20 protein-coding genes are annotated in these 21,400 nt (G+C 48.8%); 13 read left to right on the top strand and 7 right to left on the bottom strand.

All coding sequences use genetic code 11. The features are described from left to right. The 4 genes from DWX91_RS17495 to metA all read left to right on the top strand — a co-directional run. Nucleotides 1–773, top strand: a 773-nt coding sequence (locus DWX91_RS17495) for an IS200/IS605 family accessory protein TnpB-related protein (protein ID WP_243099035.1), incomplete at its 5' end; no start/stop codon positions are given. A gap of 250 nt (nt 774–1,023) precedes the next feature. Beyond that, nucleotides 1,024–1,812: a pseudouridine synthase gene (locus tag DWX91_RS11135; RefSeq protein ID WP_118471804.1), complete on the top strand. Its 789-nt coding sequence runs from the start codon at nt 1,024–1,026 to the stop codon at nt 1,810–1,812. A gap of 112 nt (nt 1,813–1,924) precedes the next feature. Beyond that, nucleotides 1,925–3,886: an NAD-dependent DNA ligase LigA gene (gene ligA, locus DWX91_RS11130; RefSeq protein ID WP_118471806.1), complete on the top strand. Its 1,962-nt coding sequence runs from the start codon at nt 1,925–1,927 to the stop codon at nt 3,884–3,886. Nucleotides 3,887–4,057: 171 nt separating this feature from the next. Further along, on the top strand, nt 4,058–4,981 hold the full coding sequence (metA, locus tag DWX91_RS11125) for a homoserine O-acetyltransferase MetA (RefSeq protein WP_118471808.1): 924 nt from the start codon (nt 4,058–4,060) through the stop codon (nt 4,979–4,981). Between the two features lie 308 nt (nt 4,982–5,289). Here metA and DWX91_RS11115 read toward each other — a convergent pair whose 3' ends face one another. The 5 genes from DWX91_RS11115 to DWX91_RS17485 all read right to left on the bottom strand — a co-directional run bounded on the left by DWX91_RS11115 (nt 5,290) and on the right by DWX91_RS17485 (nt 10,453). Further along, entirely contained in the window at nt 5,290–6,705 is a 1,416-nt protein-coding gene (locus DWX91_RS11115) for an alanine/glycine:cation symporter family protein (protein WP_118467008.1), read from the bottom strand. A gap of 40 nt (nt 6,706–6,745) precedes the next feature. After that, complete coding sequence (gene glsA / locus DWX91_RS11110) at nt 6,746–7,678, bottom strand: glutaminase A (RefSeq protein ID WP_107001281.1); 933 nt, start codon at nt 7,676–7,678, stop codon at nt 6,746–6,748. A gap of 232 nt (nt 7,679–7,910) precedes the next feature. Further along, nucleotides 7,911–8,843, bottom strand: a complete 933-nt coding sequence (locus DWX91_RS11105) for a LysR family transcriptional regulator (protein ID WP_118471810.1) — start codon at nt 8,841–8,843, stop codon at nt 7,911–7,913. Nucleotides 8,844–8,961: 118 nt separating this feature from the next. After that, nucleotides 8,962–9,633 carry a polysaccharide biosynthesis C-terminal domain-containing protein gene (locus DWX91_RS17490; protein WP_243099034.1) on the bottom strand — a complete coding sequence of 224 codons (672 nt, stop codon included), beginning with the start codon at nt 9,631–9,633 and terminating at the stop codon, nt 8,962–8,964. A 31-nt stretch (nt 9,634–9,664) separates the two neighbouring features. After that, nucleotides 9,665–10,453: an oligosaccharide flippase family protein gene (locus DWX91_RS17485; protein WP_243099033.1), complete on the bottom strand. Its 789-nt coding sequence runs from the start codon at nt 10,451–10,453 to the stop codon at nt 9,665–9,667. Nucleotides 10,454–10,735: 282 nt separating this feature from the next. Here DWX91_RS17485 and DWX91_RS18175 point away from each other — a divergent pair, with 282 nt between their 5' ends. From DWX91_RS18175 to DWX91_RS11090, 3 genes are read left to right on the top strand one after another with little or no spacing between them, the layout of a single operon-like run. Continuing rightward, nucleotides 10,736–11,479, top strand: coding sequence for a Na+/H+ antiporter NhaC family protein (locus DWX91_RS18175; protein ID WP_412693893.1), 744 nt, complete (start codon nt 10,736–10,738; stop codon nt 11,477–11,479). Next, on the top strand, nt 11,473–12,030 hold the full coding sequence (locus DWX91_RS18170; RefSeq protein ID WP_412693892.1) for a Na+/H+ antiporter NhaC family protein: 558 nt from the start codon (nt 11,473–11,475) through the stop codon (nt 12,028–12,030). Before DWX91_RS18175 ends, DWX91_RS18170 begins: the two co-directional genes overlap by 7 nt. Nucleotides 12,031–12,049: 19 nt before the next feature. Further along, nucleotides 12,050–12,964 carry an AEC family transporter gene (locus DWX91_RS11090; RefSeq protein WP_117796001.1) on the top strand — a complete coding sequence of 305 codons (915 nt, stop codon included), beginning with the start codon at nt 12,050–12,052 and terminating at the stop codon, nt 12,962–12,964. Nucleotides 12,965–13,150: 186 nt separating this feature from the next. On the opposite strand, the gene DWX91_RS11085 is transcribed toward DWX91_RS11090, so the two are convergent. Next, the gene (locus tag DWX91_RS11085; protein ID WP_118467018.1) at nt 13,151–13,951 is read right to left on the bottom strand and encodes a transcriptional regulator; all 801 of its coding nucleotides are present in this window, start codon (nt 13,949–13,951) and stop codon (nt 13,151–13,153) included. A gap of 436 nt (nt 13,952–14,387) precedes the next feature. Between DWX91_RS11085 and DWX91_RS11080 the strand changes: the two genes are divergently transcribed. From DWX91_RS11080 to DWX91_RS11065, 4 genes are read left to right on the top strand one after another with little or no spacing between them, the layout of a single operon-like run. Further along, nucleotides 14,388–14,891, top strand: coding sequence for a complex I 24 kDa subunit family protein (locus DWX91_RS11080; protein ID WP_107001275.1), 504 nt, complete (start codon nt 14,388–14,390; stop codon nt 14,889–14,891). A 1-nt stretch (nt 14,892) separates the two neighbouring features. Then, on the top strand, nt 14,893–15,261 hold the full coding sequence (locus DWX91_RS11075; protein WP_182435075.1) for a hypothetical protein: 369 nt from the start codon (nt 14,893–14,895) through the stop codon (nt 15,259–15,261). Next, complete coding sequence (locus tag DWX91_RS11070; RefSeq protein WP_118538872.1) at nt 15,210–16,355, top strand: NADH-quinone oxidoreductase subunit F; 1,146 nt, start codon at nt 15,210–15,212, stop codon at nt 16,353–16,355. The genes DWX91_RS11075 and DWX91_RS11070 overlap by 52 nt, the downstream gene beginning before the upstream one ends. After that, nucleotides 16,352–18,076, top strand: coding sequence for an NADH-dependent [FeFe] hydrogenase, group A6 (locus tag DWX91_RS11065; RefSeq protein ID WP_333549122.1), 1,725 nt, complete (start codon nt 16,352–16,354; stop codon nt 18,074–18,076). The genes DWX91_RS11070 and DWX91_RS11065 overlap by 4 nt, the downstream gene beginning before the upstream one ends. 92 nt (nt 18,077–18,168) lie before the next feature. Here DWX91_RS11065 and DWX91_RS11060 read toward each other — a convergent pair whose 3' ends face one another. Beyond that, a complete protein-coding gene (locus DWX91_RS11060) occupies nt 18,169–19,125 on the bottom strand; it encodes a DUF3878 family protein (protein WP_118471812.1) in 957 nt (318 codons plus the stop codon). Nucleotides 19,126–19,489: 364 nt separating this feature from the next. Between DWX91_RS11060 and DWX91_RS11055 the strand changes: the two genes are divergently transcribed. Both DWX91_RS11055 and DWX91_RS11050 read left to right on the top strand, forming a co-directional pair. Continuing rightward, entirely contained in the window at nt 19,490–19,711 is a 222-nt protein-coding gene (locus DWX91_RS11055) for a DUF1858 domain-containing protein (protein WP_107001272.1), read from the top strand. 313 nt (nt 19,712–20,024) lie between these two features. Further along, nucleotides 20,025–20,981 carry a LysR family transcriptional regulator gene (locus DWX91_RS11050; RefSeq protein WP_118471814.1) on the top strand — a complete coding sequence of 319 codons (957 nt, stop codon included), beginning with the start codon at nt 20,025–20,027 and terminating at the stop codon, nt 20,979–20,981. Nucleotides 20,982–21,400: the final 419 nt, after the last annotated feature.

Here is a 21,400-nt window from a genome sequence, read left to right as displayed (position 1 = left end):
ATCATAAATATTTCCTTCGGTTTTCATACACAGAGGAAGTAAGCTTATCAAAAACAGATGTAAAAGAGCAGGTGATATGCAGCGTTGATTTAGGAATCAATACGGATGCGGTCTGCAGCATCATGCGTGCAGATGGCACTATCCTGGGACGTAAATTTATAAATTTCTCCAGTGATAAAGATCATTTGTATCATGTGCTTGGCAGAATCCGCCGTTTTCAGAGGGAACATTCCTCCAGACAGGTCCAAAGCCGATGGGATTATGCAAAAAGGCTGAATATGGAGCTGTCCCGCAAAATAGCTGCGGAGATCACGAAATATGCCGCAGAGTATCAGGCAGGTGTAATTGTGTTTGAGTATCTGGAAATGCAGGGAAAAATATCCGGAAAAAAGAAACAAAAGCTTCATTTATGGAGAAAGCGGGATATTCAGAAACTGTGTGAACATCAGGCACATCGGAACGGAATTCGTGTGTCCAGGGTCAGTGCCCGGAACACCAGCAGGCTGGCCTGTGACGGAAGCGGAGCGGTAGTAAGAAACCAGGAGAACCATAGCCTATGTACCTTCCGGACCGGAAAACAGTATAACTGCGACCTGTCAGCATCCTATAATATCGGAGCGAGATATTTTATACGGGAATTTTTAAAACCCTTGCCGGAAACGGAAAGGTCTTCACTGGAGGCAAAAGTACCTGCAGTGAAGCGTAGAACCTCCTGTGTTTATGCAGATTTGAGAAAGCTTTATGTAGAAGTAAACAATTTAAAAGCGGCATAAATGCAGGCAGATATACAGCGGACTACCTGTAATGTGGAAACCAGCCGTATCCGGCATGGGAAAAGTGCGTATCCGCACGAATTCTAAGTTACTGGCGTATCCGCCGATATTTAGTCTTGCCGTTTAAAACGGCTGAGAAGCATGTGACTTTAGCCATGTGAGGTTCACCCCCATGGACGAAAATGTTATAATTTTTATACTTTGGTTGCCGGAATCCTACGGCACAATAAATCGAAATGAGATGAATAAAATGCAAAAAAATCAAAATGATACATCATACAAGAGAGCACAGCCAAGTGAAAAGCAGGAATCCCGGATTCCAGCGGAAGGCGTTCGTTTAAATCGCTTTTTGAGCGAGGCGGGCATCTGCTCCCGGCGGGAGGCGGATCGGCGGATCGCGGACGGGCGTGTGACGATCGATGGGCGCGTGGCAGAGGTCGGACAGAAGCTGATGCCGGGACAGCGCGTGGCGTGCGATGGCGTAGCGGTGTCCGGCAAGGATGCGCCGGTGCTTTTAGCGGTCAATAAGCCGCGGGGGATTGTCTGCACGACTTCTGATAAAGATCGGGCAGAAAATATCGTAGAATTTTTAGATTATCCGGTCCGGATTTACCCGATCGGGCGTCTGGACAAGGATTCAGAAGGGCTGCTTCTCATGACGAATGAGGGCGAGCTGGTCAACCGGATTCTAAGGGCTCGTTACGGACATGAAAAGGAATATCTGGTAACGGTGGATAAACCCATTGATAGTGAGTTTGTCCGGAAGATGAGCGCAGGAGTGAAGATTTTAGATACGGTTACCCGTCCTTGTGAGGTGGAAAAGACCGGGAAGACGAGTTTCCGGATCATCCTGACCCAGGGACTCAACCGCCAGATCCGCCGGATGTGCGAGGCGCTTGGGTACCAGGTACAGACATTAAAACGCGTCCGGATGCTGAACATTACGCTGGATGGGCTGAAAACAGGCGAGTACCGGGAAGTGACAGCGGCAGAGAGACAGAAATTAGAAGATATTTTGAACGGAAAGAAGAATGGCTGAGACAATGTTGTCTGGCAGTCAGTGCAGGTTCACATATGAGGTTGCATAGAAATGCTTGAAAACGCATTCAGAGGTAGTTGGAGAGAGCGATGGGAAAGGTGGAGTCAGATAGATGGCAGAGGACAAGACAAAACGGATACGGGAGCTGATTGGGACGCTGCGGGCAGCAGGGCGCGCCTATTATCAGGAGAGCCGGGAGATCATGAGCAACTTTGAGTATGATAAGCTTTATGATGAACTGGTTTCATTGGAGAAAGAGACGGGAATTGTGTTTGCGAACAGCCCGACGCAGAATGTAGGATATGAGGTAGTCAGCGCGCTTCCGAAGGAGCGCCATGAGAAGCCGATGCTTTCGTTAAATAAGACGAAGAGCGTGGAAGAGCTGGCAGACTGGCTCGGCGGGCAGACCGGGCTTTTATCCTGGAAGATGGACGGTCTGACGATCGTCCTGACCTATCAGAATGGAACACTTGTCAAGGCGGTTACGCGTGGAAATGGTGAGATCGGCGAGGTTATCACGGCAAATGCAAAGGCGTTCGTCAATGTGCCGTTAAATATTTCCTATCAGGGTGAGCTTATCCTGCGCGGCGAGGCGATCATCCGGTATTCGGATTTTGAGAAGATCAATGAGCAGATCGAGGATGTCGATGCGAAATATAAGAATCCGCGAAACTTATGCAGCGGTTCGGTGCGTCAGTTAAACAGCGAAATCACAGCGCAGAGACAGGTCCATTTTTATGCGTTCAGCCTTGTAAAGGCGGATGGCATTGATTTCAAAAATTCGCGGAAAGAGCAGTTTGAATGGCTGAAAACACAGGGGTTTGAGGTCGTAGAGTACCATGAGGTGACAAAAGAGACGCTGCCGGAGACGGTCAAAATGTATTCTGAGGCGATTGCGGAAAATGATACGCCGTCGGATGGACTGGTGCTTTTGTATGATGATATTGCCTACGGCCAGTCGCTGGGGCGGACGGCAAAATTTCCGCGCGATTCGATCGCATTCAAGTGGGCGGATGAGATTCAGGAGACGACGCTTCTCTATATTGAATGGAGCGCGTCGAGAACGGGGCTGATTAACCCGGTGGCAGTATTTGAACCGGTTGAGCTGGAGGGAACGACGGTCAGCCGTGCCAGTGTCCACAACATCAGCATCATGGAGGCGCTGGAACTGGGGGCAGGCGACCGGATTACGGTTTATAAGGCAAATATGATCATTCCGCAGATCGCGGATAACCTGACGCGCAGCGGCGTCCGGGATATTCCGGAGGCATGTCCGGTGTGCGGCGGTCAGACGGAGGTGCGCCAGCTCAACGATGTAAAATCACTCTACTGCACGAACCCGGACTGCCAGGCGAAGAAGATCAAGAGTTTTACTCTTTTTACAAGCCGCGATGCCTTAAATATTGCGGGACTTTCAGAGGCGACGCTGGAGAAATTTATCGGCGTCGGCATGATTCATGAGTATGCGGACATTTTCCATCTGGACCGCCATCAGGAAGAGATCGTCGAGATGGACGGATTCGGGCAGAAATCGTATGACAATCTGATTGCGGCGGCTGAGAAAGCGTCCCACACGACCCTGCCGAGAATGGTGTACGGTCTGGGCGTTGCAGGCATCGGTCTGGCAAATGCCAAGATGATTTGCCGTCATTTTAAAAATGATTTTGAGGTGATGCGTCACGCCACCGTGGAAGAGCTGGTCGAGATTGATGGAATCGGGGAAGTTCTGGCGCAGGCGTGGACGGCATTCTTTTCGGATGGAAAGAATAATGCGATCGTCGATCATCTGCTGGCGGAGCTGACCTTTGAGGCAGAAGACGAAGAAAGCAGCGAGGGTGCAGATGAGGCATTCGCCGGGATGAATTTCGTCATTACCGGTTCGCTGGAACATTTCAAAAACCGGAAAGAGCTGCAGGAGCTGATTGAGCGCCGCGGCGGCAAGGTGACCGGAAGCGTGACGTCCAAGACGAATTATCTGATCAATAATGATGTGGCGTCGTCGTCCTCGAAGAATAAGAAGGCGCGGGAATTGGGGGTGCCGATTCTTTCGGAGGAGGAGTTTTTGAAGCTATAAGAGAGGTGAAAAAGCCGGACGCCAGACAGTGTTTAGCTGGCTTTTTTTTGCAGCTTGTGTTATGATTAGGAATGCTGATATAGTTTTTATTGTAAGTAGAAATGAATCATATCGGTATATAATAGAATCCTAAAATTCAAACGAATTTTATATAAAAGGGGATATATAACTATGCCAATTAAAATACAAAAGGATCTTCCTGCTAGGGCAATTTTGGAATCGGAGAATATATTTGTGATGGATGAGGATCGGGCGATGAGCCAGGATATTCGTCCGCTTGAGATTTTGATTCTGAACCTGATGCCGATCAAGGAGGATACGGAGACGCAGCTTCTGCGGGCACTTTCGAATACGCCGCTGCAGGTGGACTGTTCATTCCTGATGCTGGAAACGCACATTTCGAAAAATACATCACAGACGCATCTGAATAAGTTTTATGTGACGTTTGACGAGATCCGCCGCAAGCGCTTTGATGGTATGATTATTACCGGCGCGCCGGTGGAGAATATGGAGTTTGAGGAGATCAACTACTGGGACGAGCTGACGAAGATCATGGAGTGGAGCAAGACGCATGTGACCTCGACGTTTCATATCTGCTGGGGTATGCAGGCGGGACTCTATTATCATTATGGAATTCAGAAACATCAGAGAAAGACAAAGCTTTCCGGCATTTACAGACATCGTCTTTTGAACCGGAAGATCCCGCTGGTCCGTAGCCTTGATGATTATTTTTACTGCCCGCATTCCCGTTACACGGAAGACCGGGAAGAGGATATTCTGAAACATCCGGAATTGCAGATTCTTGCGAAATCGGATGAGGCTGGCGTATTTCTGGTGATGAACCAGGATGGAAGCCAGATTTTCGTTCAGGGGCATCCAGAGTATGATCGCATGACGTTAAACAACGAGTACCACCGCGATCTGAAAAAAGGCTTAAATCCGCAGGTACCGTGCAACTATTACCCGGACAACGATCCATTTTCCATGCCGGTGCTGAAATGGAGAAATATGTCCAACACGCTGTACACGAACTGGCTGAATTACTATGTATACCAGATGACGCCGTACGTGCTGAAAGAGGATGAGCAGGAGTAGGAACAGAAATCTGCTATTTATGAGAGTATAAGATATAGAAATAGAGATTTCGATAAAATTGATCGGGGAAAATATCTTCTTCGAACTGGATGATGGGAGCCGCCGTCGGAGTGGTGCTGCTGGCAGCTGGAATGTTTTTGATTTGGAAGAACCGCAAATAAGGCTGCAGATTAATAAAACGGTAAAAAGATAGATATAATACAGATATGAAAAAATACAGGCAGGGCTGTCGGAATTTTGCACAGTGTGGTTGAAACCATGTGTGGGAAAGATTCTGACAGCCCTGTTTATGCGGATTTTTGTTTTTATTAATTCCAGAAATCGGTTTCTTCTTTCAACTCAATATCAGCTGCTTTAAAGACCGGATTCTTCCCAGCCTGTTTCTGTGCCCGGTAGTCTTCCAGGCAGCGGAGCGCCGGCTTGGCAATCAGGAAGATAATTGGTACGTTGATGACTGCCATCAGTCCCATCAGAACATCGGCGGTATCCCACACGATGCCGAGACTTGCCACAGAACCGATGAGGACAATCACGATAGCGATCACTCTCTGGGTAATCCGGACGCCCTTGACCGGAGTTTTGCCGCAGAGATAAGCCATGCCGGTTTCAGCAAAATAGTAGTTTCCGAGTAGCGTGGTAAAGGCAAATAAAATCAGGGCAACTGTGATAAATACAACACCTGCGGTGCCGAATACGTTATTCATAGCTGCCTGCACATATGCCATGCCAGCCATGTCTGCACTCGGTGCAACGCCGGAGCAGAGCAGTAAAAATGCGGTTGCAGAGCAGATGACAACAGTATCGATAAATACGGATAATACCTGAACAAGACCCTGTTTGACCGGGTGGCTGACACCCGCGGAACCGGCTGCGGTAGCGGAAGCACCGACACCTGCCTCATTGGAGAACAAGCCTCTCTTGATGCCGAGCATCACAACGGATCCCATGAAGCCGCCGAAGATAGCCTGAATATCAAAAGCCCCTTCAAAAATGCTTGCGAACATACCCGGAATCATGTTTCCGTGGAGAATAATCATCAGCAGGGCAGCTGCAATGTAAAGTCCGCCCATTACCGGAACAAGAATTCCTGTGATTTTAGCGATCTGTTTGCCGCCGCCGCTGATGCAGATGCCGAAGATAACAGCCTGGATGATACCGATGAGAATCGGAGTCAGGCTTGGATTGTAGAAACTGTATACTTTAAAAGAATCTGCCACATTGAAGGATGCAACGAGGTTAAATCCAACCATGTAAGTCAAAATCATGAAAATAGCATAGAGAACACCCAGCCATCTTTTTTTCAGAACGGCTTCAATATAGTAGGAAGGACCGCCGTAGCAACTTCCGTCCTCGGCACGGCGTTTGTAGATCTGTGCCAGCGTACTTTCTACAAATGCGGTTGCACTTCCGAGGATCGCGGTCATCCACATCCAAAAGATAGCGCCCGGACCGCCGAAACAGATGGCGGTAGAAATGCCGGCGATATTTCCGGTGCCGACGCGCGAAGCAGTGGAAACCATCAATGCCTGAAAGGCGGAAATAGACTCATCTTCCTTGTCGGATGGCTCCAGGATAACCCGGATAGATTCAAGTAAGTAACGAAGCTGTACCCCTTTGGTGCGGATGGTAAAATATATGCCGCCGCCTACCAGCAGGATGATTAACACGTAGCTGTAAAGATAGTTGCTTGCTGTGCCGATTATCTTTGCGTATAAATCTGCCATTTTAAAATACCCCTCTCATACAATTTACATATTGTTTTTGCTATAAAGTGTGCCGCTGCGGATCAAACATATGGAGATGCAGTTCATGTGACATATATTCAAGCACGCATTCTCCAGCGACGCTGTTCCCCTTTTTATCTAACGCCGGTCCGAAGATGCCGATTCCCATCTCGCCGTCTACCACTGATAAGATACCGCCGCCGACGCCGCTTTTGGATGGGATGCCGACCCGGACGGCAAATTCGCCGGAACCATCGTACATACCGCAGGTAAACATGAGTGTTTTGACGATTTTAACCGCCTGGCTGCTTAAAAGCCGTTTCCCCGTGTCTGGATGAATGCCATCGTTGGCGAGAATCAGTCCCAGTCCGGCGAGGCTTTCTGCCGTCACGCTGAGAGAGCACATTTTGACATAAAAATGCAGGCTGTTTTCCACATCTTTATTCTTTTCGATGTACCCCTTGCTCTCCAGCAGATAGGCGATTGCCCGGTTGCGGGAAATATGAGACATTTCCGAGTGATAAACCTTTTTGTCGAGGTTGATGTCCGGATCCATGCAGAGAGCCCGGATGGTATCAAGCATGGTATCGAAACTGATTTCGGAAGCAAGGCAGCTTGCCACTACGATAGCGCCTGCATTGATCATCGGGTTGTAGGGGGAACTGTCCGTATTTTCCAGTTTCATCAGCGAGTTAAATGGATCGCCGGTCGGCTCCATGCCTACTTTTTTAAATACCTGGTCGAAGCCGCAGATTTCCAGCGCGACTGCAAGGGTGATGATTTTGGAGATACTCTGAATACTGAATCGGACTTTCGTATCCCCGACGGAAATCCGTTTGCCGTTCCGGCAAAAAACACTGACTCCGAGCTGACTGCCATCTACCTTTCCAAGTTCTGGTATGTAGGTGGCAACTGCACCCTCATGGGTATGTGTTTTTCCCAGTGCAACGGCCTGTTCAAGTACATCTCTCATACTTAAACGCCTCCTGTTTTTTATTCGGTGTTGCTTTCTGATAGTATGGTAGCATGGGGAAGACAGTTTGTATAATGCGTGTCAGCTTTAAGGGATATGACAAAAAGGTATAACGGGATATATATGTCAGATATGAATAAATATTTATGATGAACGGGGAAGAGGTGCTGAAAAGGATCAAAAAAAACTGCCGGGACGGCTGTGAATGTCCGGCAGCTTTGATGGTGTTTTTTTAGAGAAGTTTTTTCTTTAAGTCATAAATAAATTCTTGTACGATCGCCGTCATTGGCGTGTCTTTCCGCATTGCATATCCAAATTCCAGCATAAAACCACAGTTTGGAATCGGAATAGAAGTGGACTGGTAGGAGGCTTCTTGTTTGGCGAAATCGTGGATGCCGATGCTGTAGCAGTCACTGATCGAGATCATGTACATCAGGGTGGCGCGGCTGGAAATATAGGTGATTTTCGAGCGCATTTTTTCTGCATTCTGATCTCCTTCGGAGAGAAGCTGGTAAATATAATCATCGCATTGTCCAAGATACCAAAGAAAGCCGTACTCTGCCAGTGTGTGCAGGTTGACCGGTTTCTGTTGCAGCAGAAGCGGATGTTTGCGGGAAATGATAATGTGTGGTTCGATGTTGGCAAGAAAATGGTATTCCAGCCCTTTTGATTCGAGCAAGGCCTCCATTTCACGCCGTTTGCGGCTGTCAAAATGAAACACGCCTACATCGACACGCCCGGATACCACATCCTCGATGACTTCGTCTGAATTGCCTTCATACAGTCGATGGGAGAAGGATGGCTGATCGCGGTGACGCAGGACTATTTCACTGAAACTTTCCATGATATGGGAAAAACGTGTCATGGAGACAGCCAGCGGATCAGAAATTTTGATTTGTTCCTTCTTTTTCTGAAACCAGAGCTGTTCCATTTCGTCAATGATTTTTTCGGAATGTGTCAGAAATTCCATTCCTTCAGGCGTTAATGTTACGCCTGAGCGGCTGCGGTTAAAGAGCCTGGCGCCGAGATTTTCTTCCAGATCGTGCATGATTTTCCCAAGATACGGCTGGGAAATATAGAGCGCCTGGGCGGCTTTATTGATGGATCCGAGGCGCGCTACCTTGATAAAATATTCTAAATGCCGAAAATTGATATCGTATTTCAAAAAAGTTCCCCCTTTGTAAATCCCCCTGAATGTAATAAGTATAAAATAAAAAAATGTAAATTGCCAGAAAATACCTAAACATATTGCATTTAAGGGATATAGCAAAATAGCATATAATTTATTGTTTGACTGTACCTGTATGTAAGAGAAGCAGTCCTCCTATATACAGCAGGCAAAGGATACCGGACTGGATGAGGACAGGCGGAAACAGGTGAGGCAGGTAAGACGCGTTTGGAATAACTTCTAACATCCCAATCGAAACCAGCAGGCAGAATGACGGTTTTACAATGCCCTGGCTGACTGGTAGGCGGATCGGGACTTCGCAGGCGAGGGCGTGGATGTGGAGAAAGGCGAGCACCAGTTCGCTGATGAGAAGCGCCGCCAGATAGGCGAAAATTCCCCATCGCGGGATGGCGAAAAGGACGAGCGACAGGGTGAGAAGCATGGAAACCGTATGGTGGACGAAGACGGTTCCCGTTTTCCCAAGTCCGTTTAAAATACTTCCCATGGTAGTGGAGAGGTAGAGAAACGGGCAGAGCCAGGATAAAATCTGGATGAAACGTCCGGCATCGGCGTTGTGGTAAAAGGTTTCGCCCAGTGCTGGACCAAAGCGGGTGAAGAGCCCGACGCAGAGAATTCCCATGTACAGGCTGTAGCGGAGTGCCATGGAGATGGTGCGTTCGATTTTGTCCGGCTGATTCTGCGCCTGCGCTTCCGAGACTGCCGGGAGCAGGACGACGGCGAGGGAGTTGGTGATGGCGGATGGAAAGAGGACAAAGGGGAGTGCCATGCCTGTGAGGACTCCGTAAATACTGACCGATTCAACCCGCGAGAGCCCGGAGAGGAGAAGCTGGTTCGGTACAAAGATGGCTTCGAGACTCTGGAGAAAGCTGAGCGTGAGGCGATTCGCCATGAGGGGGAGTGCCATGGTGAGGAGGGGGAGGAGCAGGGGAGTAATAGGTGTGTTTGCATTTGGCAGTATGGCAACGGACTTCGAGCATCCATAAACCAGCAGACAGAACACCGCCGATGCCGCTTCCCCGATCAACAGCCCCCAGACAGCCAGCAGCACCGTGATCGGAATCCTGTTCGTGCGGCAGACATGGACGATCAGCAGGACGGAGAAAATGCGGATGCACTGCTCGACCACCTGTGAAAATGCCGGGACTGCCGTTTTTTTTGAGCCCATAATAATACCCGCAGCAGCAGGCATGGATCGCGCAGAAGGGGATCGAGAGGGCGAGTGCGGGCAGAAGCGGCGCACATTCGGGCGCAAGAAGGACGCGCGCGGCGAGAAAATCGGCGAAGGTGTAGATCAAAGAGGTCAGCGGCAGGGCGATCGATAGTGAGAGTGCGAGGCTGACCCGCAAAAAGGCGCGTCCCTTTTCCGGGGAGGCGGCGGTCAGGCGGGAGAGTGAAGTCTGGATTGGACCGGCGCAGAGAGCAAATGCGATGCCATGTATGGGAAAAATCATCTGATATAAACCCAGACCTTCGGCGCCGATCGTCCGGGAGAGAAAGATGCGGTAGAAAAAGCCGAGAATCCGGCAGAAAAATCCGACTGCTGTCAGGAGCAGGGTTCCGGTAATCAAAGGATGAAATCTTCGCATAGCAGATCTCCGGGGAGGGTATGTCAGAAAAGTATATGAAGAAATAGAAAAAAGTAGAAGAAAGCTGGACGATTATAAAATGTTGGGAAGTCTTCTTTTTTAGATCAAGAAACAAACGAATAGAGAAAAAGCAGGGATTTTTTGCGTAAGATACAAAAATTAGCTGTATTTAATACATAAAATAACAGATGGACATTAAGGTGGAACAGGAATATACTAAAAACATCAAAAACAAAAGATTATGATGAAAAATAACAGGTTGGTAGGAAAGAGAGAGGAAGTATGCTGGAGGGAATTGTATTACTTGCATTTATCGCGGCGCTGGCAGGCTGCGTGTTTACCGGCGCGTCCGTGCTTTGGGCGTTGGCGGGTGGCTATCTGATTTTCTGTGCGTATGGCCTGATTCGGAAGCACAGCCTCGCGGAACTCGGAAAAATGTCGCTTTCTGGCGTTAAAACCGTCCGCAATATCCTGATGATTTTCGGACTTATTGGCTTTATCACAGCGCTGTGGCGGGCATCCGGCACGATCGCCGTGATCGTGTGCTGGTCGTCGAAGCTGGTGTCGCCGTCGGCATTTCTGGTGATCGCGTTCCTTCTTAACTGTATGGTGTCGATCCTGACCGGAACCTCCTTTGGAACCGGCGCGACGATGGGCGTTATCTGTATGGCGATGGGACGTGCGATGGAGCTTGACCCGTTCTGGATCGGCGGTGCGATTCTTTCTGGCATCTATTTTGGCGACCGCTGTTCACCGGTATCGTCCAGCGCGAATCTTGTCTGTGTGCTGACGAAGACGGATATTTATGAAAATATCCGCGAAATGATAAAGACATCGCTGGTGCCATTTGTGGCTACATGTATTCTCTATTATATAGTGGGACGTTCCATGAGTGCCGGAAACGGACGGATGGATGTGGAAGGGCTGTTTTCCAATCGTTTTGTACTTCATTGGAGCGCGGTAATCCCGGCGGCGATTATCCTGGTGCTGTCTGTGTTCCGGGTGGAGGTCAAGAAACGATGCTGATCAGCATTGTGTTGGCGGCGTTTCTGAGCGTGGTGCTGCAGGGGCGGACAATCGAAGAAATTTTACAGATGTGCCTGACCGGTTATCAGGCAAGCGATCCGGCGCTCAATGCTATGATGAACGGCGGCGGACTGAAATCAATGATTAAGGTGGCTGCGATTGTGAGCCTGTCCTCCTGTTATGCAGGAATTTTCGAGGGAACTGGGCTCTTGAAGCCGATTCAGGGGAAAATAGAGGCGTTGAGCCGGAAAATTACTCCGTTTGGTGCGACCTTTGCGGTGGCGGCAGTTGCTTCCATGATCGCTTGTAACCAGACGCTTTCGATCATGCTGACCCATCAGCTCTGCAAGGAAGGAAATCCAGATAATAAACGATTTGCAATCGATCTGGAAAATACGGCGGTTGTGCTGGCACCGCTGGTTCCGTGGTCGATCGCCGGAGCCGTTCCTCTGGCAGCCGTCGGTGCTCCGATTGCGAGTGTGGTGGTGGCGTCGTATCTGTACATACTGCCGATCTGGAGTTTTTTGGTTCGTCTCATAAGAAGGTCGTAGGAAAAGGAGGAAGAGCCATATGAATTTACTCGAACTTTGCAACCTACAGGGTTCCTTATTCCTGATGATACTGGCGGGTGCGGTACTGAAACGTCGAGGGATCATCAGCAAGGAAGGCGAAAAATGTCTGACGGATCTCTGCGTGAATATCGTGATTCCCTGCAATATTGTGAAATCGTGCCTGATTTCATTTGATGCTTCGATTTTTAAAACGTGCGGGTTGCTGTTGGCGGTTGGATTTGTCTTGCAGCTTGTCTGTGTGGCACTCAACAAAGTGCTGTTTAAGGAATATTCAGAGCAGCACCGGAAGGTGCTTCAATACTGTACGATCGTTTCCAACGGCGGATTCCTTGGAAACCCGGTTGCGGAAGGCGTATATGGAAGTATGGGACTTCTCTACGCATCCATTTTCCTGATTCCGATGCGCGTTGTCATGTGGTCGGCGGGTACATCCTATTTTGTTGGAGGCGGTTCTGACCGGAAAAAGGTATTGAGAAATGTCCTGACGCACCCGTGTCTGGTCGGTGTCTACATCGGTATGTTCCTGATGGCGACACAGCTGCAGCTTCCGGGCGTGCTGAAATCGACGGTTACCTACATTGGAAACTGTAACTCGGCGCTGACGATGTTTATTATCGGTACGATTCTGACCGATGTGAAACTGCGTGAGATTATTAATCCGACGGCCCTCAAATTCAGTGTGCTCCGTCTGTTCCTTCTTCCGCTTCTGGCATATGGAATCAGCCTGGCGGCCGGATTGGATTCGGTGGCAGCAGGTGTGGCAGTCATCATGACGGGAATGCCAGCCGGTGCAACTGCAGCGATCTTTGCGGCGCGCTATGACAGCGATGCACCGTTTGCAGCGAAAACGGTAGTGCTCACAACGCTGATTTCGATGATTACGATTCCGGCGTGGTGTCTGTTTATAGGATAAAAAGAATAGGTAAGAAGCAACAATAATAGAAAGAATACTAGAAAAATTGAGAAAATAATGTAAATATGGTAAATGAATATAAAAAGACCTGAAAGGTGCGGTAAATGGCTGCTCTTCAGGTCTTTTATATTTTAAAATGAATCAAAGGTTAAGCAAACAGAGGTTGAAAGAATTAGTTTATGATTCTTATTCATTCGTTTCACTCTTTCGTGAAATCCGCGCTTCTTCCAGATAATTATACAGTGTATACTTGGAAATCTGCATCGCGTCGCACAGGAGCAGGCTGGTTTTTGTGATCTTGAAGACGCCTTTCTGGTCAAGATAGTCGAGTGCACGAATCTTTTCTTCCTTGTTCATCAGCATCATCGGTTTTCCGATCATGGACTCTGCCTGATAAATATAGTGCTGTAAAATATCATCGACATTCTTTTTGAGAATAAAGTCGCGGTCAGACATGGCTGCCTGATTTGCGCCATTCGTGCCGTCCGTGCTGCCAGTTCCTGAAAAGGTGCCATCAGAAGCCATTCCGGATGGTGTGCAGCCAGACATGCCGTCGATCTGTGCGCCCACAGCTGCCGATACGCCGATGGTGCCTGGGCGTCCGATCAGATTTTGCAGGGCGCTCTGTGCCAGATAGAGATCGCGAACATCCATATTTAAGCAGACAGATCCGATAATTTTGTGATGTTCGTTCTCGATGAGCGTTGTGCAGGACTTAAAAAGCCGGTCTTTCTGGCTGGTATCGAGGGAAATGATCGAATGCTTGAGCGGCTCGATATCATTGCCAAGCTGTGTGATCATGCCGCCGCGCGGGGAACCGCCGACGTCGCGCCCGCTTAGCTGTGAGTTGAATGCGTAGACGATCGTGTGATCGTAGCCTTTGCGGTAATCGTGGACGATGATCTCACAGTTATCTCCGAGAAACTTTTGAAGTCCTTCGAGAAAACGGATGAGAAACTGAAAGTCCATGTAGTTGGAAATTTCCATGAATACCTCCTTTGGGGTGCTCTGTGCCTCGAGTGTGTATCGCAAAATTTTGCGTCTTAAAATAATTCGGAAAATGAAATGCACAGGGATTGTCTTTCTTTTGTCAAAGTTCCTGAAAAAAATTTTATCGCGTTCATTTTGCTGCGTCAATCCTGTTTCTATAGAAAAAAGTTAGTAGATAGGGAACATAAATAAGAGAATGTTCTCCTTTTTTGTTTAAAAATCAAAAATTCAGGTACAAGATAACGGGAAATGAGAGCAAACCTGTTTCTTTCATCATACTCTCAGACAAACTGTTTGTCAATTAACAAACCAAACTGTAAGTTTTTCTTGACAATTTGTCAGTGCATCCCTATAATTGAGAAAAAATCAAACAGACAGTTAGTCAAACAAAAAATAAGTTTGGAAAAATACAAACTGAAAGTGAGGGAGCAGGATGGACAGGGACAGTTATGTATATAAGACACCGGCTTCAAAGCTGGTACAGGTGGCTGCGATTGCGGCGGAATACAAGGGCAGACCGGATATGCTGATGACAGTGATCATCCGGGCGCAGAAGGTTGTGTCGGCATTTTCCAAGGAGGTGGCGTCAGTCATCGCCAGGGAGATGGATATTCCGATGAACAAGGTGTACAGTTTCATCACCTTTTATGCGATGCTGTCGGTAAAACCGAGGGGGCGCTACATTGTCCGGATGTGCAAGAGCGCGCCGTGCCACGTACATGGGGCGCAGGCAGTCGTTCAGGCGCTGGAGGATCAGCTCGGCATCAGCATCGGGGAGACGACCGAGGACGGAAGGTTCACCCTGGAATACTGTCCCTGCCTGGGACTCTGTGAAATATCCCCGGCGATCATGATCAATGAGCACGTGTACGGCAACCTGACGCCGGAATCGGTGCGGGATATTATCAAACAATATATACGGGAGGATGTGGAATAGTATGGAGGAAATGCACGTATTGCTGAAAAACCGCGGCAAGATTAATCCGAGAAGTTCACAGGAGTATGCGGACCGCGGCGGATTTGAAGCGCTGAAAAAAGCACTTTCGATGGACAGTGAAGCGATTATCGATGTGATCCGCGCCTCCGGACTTCGTGGACGCGGCGGTGCGGGATTCCCGACCTATCGCAAGATGGAGTTTACCGCCCACGCATCTGACCCAACGAGATACATCGTCTGTAACGCCGATGAGGGAGAGCCGGGAACGAATAAAGACCGGATTCTTCTCTCTACCGACCGTGTGCGGTCTTCGAGGGCATGGCGATTGCTGGAAAAGCAGTCGGCGCCCATACCGGATATATTTATCTGAGAGCCGAGTATACATATTTGTTCCCGGTATTAAAAGATGCGCTGGAGGATGCGGAAAAACGCGGATTTTTAGGAAAAAATATGATGGAGAGCGGTTTTGACTTTGAAATCAAGTTCCGCTCCGGTGCGGGTGCTTACGTCTGCGGCGAGGAGACGGCATTGTTTGAGTCCATTGAGGGAAAACGAGGCGAGCCACGTTTCCGTCCGCCGTTTCCAAGCATTCACGGACTCTTTGGAAAACCGACCATGTTAAATAACGTAGAGACGCTGGCGAATATTGCACCGATCCTCTTAAACGGAGCGGAATGGTACCGCAGCATCGGCACAGCGAACAGCCCTGGCACAAAGCTTTTTACGGTCTGTGGAAATGTAGTCCGCAGGGGCGTATTTGAATTTCCGATGGGCGTGAACCTCAAAGATATCATTTATGAAGTGTGCGGCGGCATCGCGGATGGAAAAGGGCTTCTGGGCGTGCAGACCGGTGGTACCTCCGGTGCGATCATCAATGCCGATCAGATCGATATGACACTGGATATTGATACAGTTTCGGCATCCGGCGGACGTCTTGGCTGCGGTACGATTCTGGTCATCGACGACAGCAACTGTATTGTAGATATTGTGCGAAACAATTTGGACTTCTTCCGCGGCGAGTCATGCGGAAAATGTACACCGTGCCGCGAGGGCGGCCAGCAGCTTTACAATCTGGTTACCCGCATCAGCCGGGGGCTGGCGACTCTGCCGGATCTGGAAAAAATCGATGAGCTGACGGAGACGATGCGCCTGACTGCCCTGTGTGGTCTGGGACATTCGACCGCTGTTCCGGTGCAGACGAGCATCCAGAACTTCCGTAAGGAATATCTGGCGCACATCGACCGCGATTACTGCCCGGTCTGCGCTCAGGCAGCCGTGGCGGAAGGAATTTATGAAGCAGAAGAAGATTATAGAAACGATGGAAACAGCCGGATGGGAAGACGGCGTGCAGCAGTCGGTGAACGCGATGTCATGTATGATTCGTATGACGCGTATGCGAGACACCGCAGCCGGGGAACATCCTACGCGGGACGATTTGAGCGGAGAGGAGGAAGAGAAGCATGATGGTACATCTGACAATCGACGGGCAGCCGGTAGAGGTGGAGGAAGGAACGACGATCCTACAGGCGGCGAAAAAAGCCTGTATCCACATTCCGACTCTCTGTTATCATGAGGATCTGAGCATCAAGGCGGTCTGCCGCATCTGCGTGGTCGAGGTAGAAGGACAGAGACTGCTTCCGACGGCGTGCAGCACACCGGTTTCGGAGGGAATGGTCGTGCAGACGGCCTCCCCGAAGGTATTGAAAGCGAGAAGAAATATTCTGGAACTGATTTTTGCGAGACATCCGCAGGAATGCCTCGTATGTCCGAAGGACGGAAAATGCGATCTGCAGAAGGTAGCGCAGGATGTCGGAATGCACCTCGATATCCGCTATGACAAGCAGCTCCGCCATCAGAAGGAGGACTGGAGTTCTCCGGCCATCATGCGGAATCCGCAGAAATGTATTCTGTGCGGGCGTTGTATGGAGGTCTGCAATGAGATTCAGGGAATCAATGTCCTTTCGAAGGAAAACCGTGGATTCCATACGCTGATTGCCCCGGCCTATGGGGAAAAACTGGCTGATACCAATTGTATTAACTGCGGCCAGTGCGTGCAGGTGTGTCCGACCGGAGCATTGACGGTGCATTATCATACCTACGGGTTATATCGCCAGAAAGAATTAGGCAAAAAACTGATTATCCAGGTGGCTCCGTCCGTCCGCATTACGCTGGCGGAGGCACTGGGCGAACAGCCGGGCGTTGTCAGCACAGGACGTCTGGTGTCGGCTCTCAAGCGCCTGGGATTTTACAAGGTATTCGATTCCGATTTCTCTGCCGATCTGACGATCATGGAGGAAGGAACCGAGCTTTTGAACCGCCTGCAGAACGGCGGAACCCTGCCGATGATCACCTCCTGCTGTCCGGCGTGGGTCAAATATTGTGAAACCTATGCACCGGAGTATACAAAGCATTTATCGACGGCGAAATCTCCGCAGCAGATGTTCGGCGCGCTGATTAAAACCTGGTTTGCGAAGCGCGAGGGCATCGATCCGGGTGAGATCTGCAGTGTTTCCGTTATGCCGTGTACGGCAAAGAAATTTGAGTGTACCCGTCCGGAAATGAAGGACAGCGGCTACCAGGATGTGGATATTTCCATCACGGTTCAGGAACTGGCTGCCTTGATCCGTGCCGGTGGAATCGATTTTGCCGAGCTTCCGGATACACCGTTTGACGATCCATTTGGCGAAGGAAGCGGCGCGGGACTTATTTTCGGTGCTACTGGCGGCGTCATGGAGGCGGCACTCCGCACCGTCTACGCGGTGGTAACCGGCAAAGAGATGGAACATCTCGACTATACACCGGTCCGCGGCTTCGAGGGAATCAAGGAATCACAGGTTGATTTGAACGGCAGAGTCATCAAGGTAGCGGTGGCACATGGCATTAAAAATGCGAAAGTTTTGCTGGAAAAGGTAAAAAACGGAACCGCCGATTATCAGTTTATCGAGATCATGGCATGTCCGGGCGGCTGCATCGGCGGCGGTGGAAATCCGCCTAAGACATGGTCGATCATGGAGAAGCGGAAGAAAGCCATCTATGAGGCAGAGGCAGAGCTTCCGGTCAGACAGTCGCACAAGAACCCGGCGATCCAGAAAATTTATGAGACGTATCTGGGAGAACCGTGCGGGGAGCTGTCACATAAGCTGCTGCATACAGAGTACTGCAACCGGCAGGATCTGTTGCAATAAATTATTTTATTCCAACCATCATTTTCTTAAAAACAAGGTGAAAACCTGAGAACGGCTTCCAGTGCTGCCGCTCTCAGGTTTTTCACGTCCCACTACGGCTCCTCCCAGGTTTCAATCCTCGCCTTACGGTTCAAAATTCCTTTCTCCCATATCATTAAATGCATCTTAAATTCAATCGAATCCTGCGCTGTCGTAAAGGGTTCTTCACGCAGCAGTTCGGAGCGGATGCCGCGCTTTTCAAGCTCTTTCTGTCTTTTTTTGGCAAGAAGTTCGAGAGCCAGGTGACGGGTCTGCTGGGCTTTTCCGAAGGTGCGGGACGGATAGGCGGAAGAGGCTTTTTGAAGTTTCCGGGTCAGGAGATCGACTGTCTTGGCATGGGTGTTCCGGTGCAGGAGGCGGGCAATCTGACGGGCACGGCGCTTGGTGGGGTGCTGCTCATAGTCCTTCAGGCGATGTAGCAGTTTTGGATCACCGGCTTCGACGGCGATGGACTGGAAGACGCGCGAAGCGTCTTCGGAGAGATGCCAGGGATTTTCACGGATGACGCGGTATTTTTCCGGGACCGCCGGGTAGCAGCAGACGTTTAGCGGAGGAAATTCCGCGAGGGAGGCAAGCTCCCGCTCGTTTGCGTTGCAGGAGTTTTCCCCCAGATAGTCGAGTTTGTCGCGCAGGATGGCGATGCGGTATTCGAGCTGGCGGAGGTATTCGTAGCCTTTCATCCAGAAGTGCCCGATCTGACTGTAGTCATAGTAGTGATTTTCGAGAGTCAGATCTTCGAAAAAGAGTGTGACAACCGAGTCTCCCTGATGGACGATCAGGGCGTAGCGTTCGTTTTCATCCTGGGTTAAGAGGGCATCGAGTTCGCCCTCGTATGCCGGATCGTAGGTACCGGTCAGGCGGGCGTTGTGGAAGAGAAGGAAACTTTCGACTGCATCATTCATCAGGTAAACCAGGCGGATCGTGTCGGGAGCAGAAGTGCCGGTTTCCGGGAGAATAAGTTCGAACTGGTTTTCGGATAATAGTAATTCTAACATGGAAAAGGGATCCATTTTATAAAACTCCTTAATGTATAAAAATCAAAATGTTTTCCGACACAGGCAGAAAAACGGAGCCAGTGACTATCGTATTCTCAATACAGGAAAACATAGAACAATCATGGTAATTATAAGAGAAATAAGAAGAGGATGCAAGAGAAGAGCAATGCTGCTGCCGGATTGTACAAAATTTTCAGCTCAGAAAAATTTTTCCAGTGAATCGTAACATTTTCTATGTTTCACAAAAAAAGATAGTAAAACCGCGCGATTCGTGTTAATATAAGAAAGCATAAGAATAATCGCGGTGTTTTTGCAGCGGCGGTGAAAACCACAAAGCTGCGTAAGAGACTGCAAGTATGAATAGAAAGGAAAATTTATCATGGAAATCACAAAAGCAACCACGATGGGCGAGATGCTTCAGTATGATATGGGTATTGCATATGTTCTGATGGAGGCAGGCATGCACTGTGTTGGCTGTCCGTCTTCGATCGGTGAGTCTCTGGAGGAGGCCTGCATGGTACATGGTCTGAACGCAGACGAGGTTATGGCAAACATCCAGGAGTACCTGAACGCAAAGAAAGAGTCTGAGCAGGCTGAATAATTCAAATTTTAGATTTTAATAAAATTCTGGATAAAAAGACGCTGTGTACGAAGTAATGAGGCTTCAGCATAGCGTCTTTTTCGTTGTTTTATAGGAAAGAACGCCTCATAAAGCAAGAGTGAAAAATACTCGGATTGTTGTTTAGAGACTGAAAATTGTGTAAAATTAGTATACATTACAGAATTGACGTGATAAAAAGAACTCGTTATAATGGCATAAAAAAATATTTTTACTTTTTTTCGGGGAGTGGCTTAAACATATAACCGGACAAAAGATAAAGTAGTACATAAAGATACAATGGAGGGATGGGAGTATGTTCAGTAAGCGTGAGTATGAATACGTGATGGAAATTGCGAAGGAAGGAAGTTTTTCAAAAGCAGCCCAGAAACTCTATATTTCCCAGCCAGCCCTCAGCGGCGCGATCAAGAAGATAGAGAAGCAGTTATATGGAATCGCTCTCTTTGACCGTAATGTGAACCCGGTGGCACTGACCCCGGCGGGGCAGTATTATCTGGAAAAAACGCGGAAGATATACGAGCTCAGCAATGAGATGGAGCAGCATTTTGCAGAGCTGGCGGGTATCCGTTCCGGTGTGATTAACATCGGAAGCTCCGGATATTTCTGTGCGTATTTTCTTCCGGAGGTGATCCGGGGCTATTGCAGACTGAATCCAAAGTGCCGGATCAACGTGACGGAGACGGATATTTCAGGGATGGATGCGGGGCTTAGAACCGGGCAGTTTGATATCACGATGGATGTCGAGGCACTCGACCCGGAGATGTTTGAGAGTGTGACGCTGGGGTATGAGTATATGATTATGGCGGTTCCTGCTTCCTTTGCTGTGAATGAGAAGCTGAAAGAGTTTCAGATCTCCAGGGAATCAATCCTGGAGCGGAGTTTTCTGGATGAAGCGGTGCGTGCGGTGGACCTTTCCAAAGTCTCGAAAGAACCATTTCTGATGCTGAAAAAGAATCAGGATTCTTATAAAAGGAGTATGGATATCTGCGCCCACGCTGGTTTCGAGCCGAAGGTGATTATGTATTTTGATCAGCTTCAGACTGCCTATAATGTGGCGCGGAGCGGACAGTCCGGTATCATCTTTTTTAGGGATGCACTGCTGAAATACATAGAGAAAACGGAAAAACTCTGTTATTACAAGATTGGCGATCCGCTGGCAAAGCGTGCAATCCTTTTGTCGATGAAGCGCTATCCGGGCGTGGGGGCAACAGTAGATGATTTTATCAAATACATTCTACTGGCTAAAAAATAGTTTAAAATTTCACAAAATACTGATAGGAAATTGCTTATAGTGCCATATTTAAAAATAACTCGGATTTTTAACCAGATAAAATACTGGAGTATATCCCATAGCTGAAAAAATAGAAACTCGGATGCAGAGCCTGGGCGGCGGCTATTCCCATGACTGTGCGAAAGCGATTGCACTGGTGCCGTTTTTCAAGGCTGCATATTAAAATAAGTGTTCAAATTCTCAGTGTCATGGACAGGCATAAGGATTCTCCTATGGACATCAAACATACTACTAGAACGATTAACTTATAAAATCCATAATAAAACGATTATATATATTTAAAATCATACGTCTGGAACAGGCATTTCCACTTCCTCCAACCACAAGGAAAGCCTGTATCCAGGCGTATTTTCGCTTATTAGGGAAGGTCAAGTATCATT

This window comes from Clostridium sp. AF22-10 (assembly GCF_003478725.1).
Classification (GTDB): domain Bacteria; phylum Bacillota; class Clostridia; order Lachnospirales; family Lachnospiraceae; genus Otoolea; species Otoolea fessa.
Note: the sequence above shows the minus strand (reverse complement) of the source record. Positions and strands in the feature narration are given on the sequence as shown.